This is a genomic window from Streptomyces sp. NRRL WC-3549 (genome assembly GCF_000721935.1).
Lineage (GTDB): Bacteria > Actinomycetota > Actinomycetes > Streptomycetales > Streptomycetaceae > Streptomyces.
Genome location: NZ_KL585420.1, coordinates 39,483 through 40,505, shown reverse-complemented (window position 1 = coordinate 40,505; position 1,023 = coordinate 39,483). Strand labels below are relative to the sequence as shown.

The 1,023-nt window shown below is 71.8% G+C and carries 2 protein-coding genes; both read left to right on the top strand.

What is annotated here, in order from left to right:
* Window positions 1-407, top strand: a 407-nt coding sequence (locus tag IH13_RS0124670) for a FadR/GntR family transcriptional regulator (RefSeq protein WP_031087961.1), incomplete at its 5' end; no start/stop codon positions are given.
* Between the two features lie 75 nt (window positions 408-482).
* On the top strand, window positions 483-1,023 hold a 541-nt coding region (locus tag IH13_RS0124665; protein WP_031087960.1), incomplete at its 3' end, for an alcohol dehydrogenase catalytic domain-containing protein.

The following is a 1,023-nucleotide window of genomic DNA, read 5'->3' as shown; positions in this document are numbered from 1 at the left end:
CCCTCACCGTGCTGCGGTCCGCCGTCGAACCCGTCGCGGCGGGCCTCGCCGCCCGCAACGCCACCCCCGAGCAGTGCGCGGCGCTCACCGAGTGCGCGCTCGGCATGGTCGCCACCTCGCGGGGCCAGCAGCTGGAGGGGTACCTCCGGCACGACATCGCCTTCCACCGGATCGTGCTCAACGCCTCCGGCAACGAGATGTTCGCCCGCCTCGGGGACGTCGTCGCCGAGGTCCTCGCGGGCCGCACCCACCACCAGGTGATGTTCGAGGACCCCGACCCGGCCGCCGTCACCCTGCACGTCCGGCTCGCCGAAGCCGTCCGCGAGGGAGCCGAGGCCGACGCCGAACGGCTGACCAAGGAGATCGCGGTGGGCGCCCTGCACGAACTCGACGTACTGGCTCCCTGAGCACCCGGCCCACCCCGGTACGGTGGTCGTTCGATCTTCGGAGATACCGGAACAGTCGGGATGGGAGACCGCGTCATGGCGCAGCAGGTACAAGCAGTCATCGCGCCGGGTAAGAACGAGCCGGTGCGCGTGGAGACGATCCTCGTGCCGGACCCGGGACCCGGAGAGGCCGTGGTCAAGATCCAGGCGTGCGGCGTGTGCCACACCGACCTGCACTACAAGCAGGGCGGGATCAACGACGACTTCCCGTTCCTGCTCGGCCACGAGGCCGCGGGTGTCGTGGAGTCCGTCGGCGACGGCGTCACCGACGTCGCCCCCGGCGACTTCGTCGTCCTCAACTGGCGCGCGGTGTGCGGCCAGTGCCGCGCCTGTCTGCGCGGCCGTCCCTGGTACTGCTTCGACACCCACAACGCGAAGCAGAGGATGACCCTCCTGGACGGCACGGAGCTCTCCCCGGCCCTGGGCATCGGCGCGTTCGCCGAGAAGACCCTCGTCGCCGCCGGCCAGTGCACCAAGGTCGACCCCGAGGTCTCCCCGGCCGTCGCCGGACTGCTCGGCTGCGGCGTCATGGCGGGCATCGGCGCCGCCATCAACACCGGCCAGGTCGGGCGGGGCG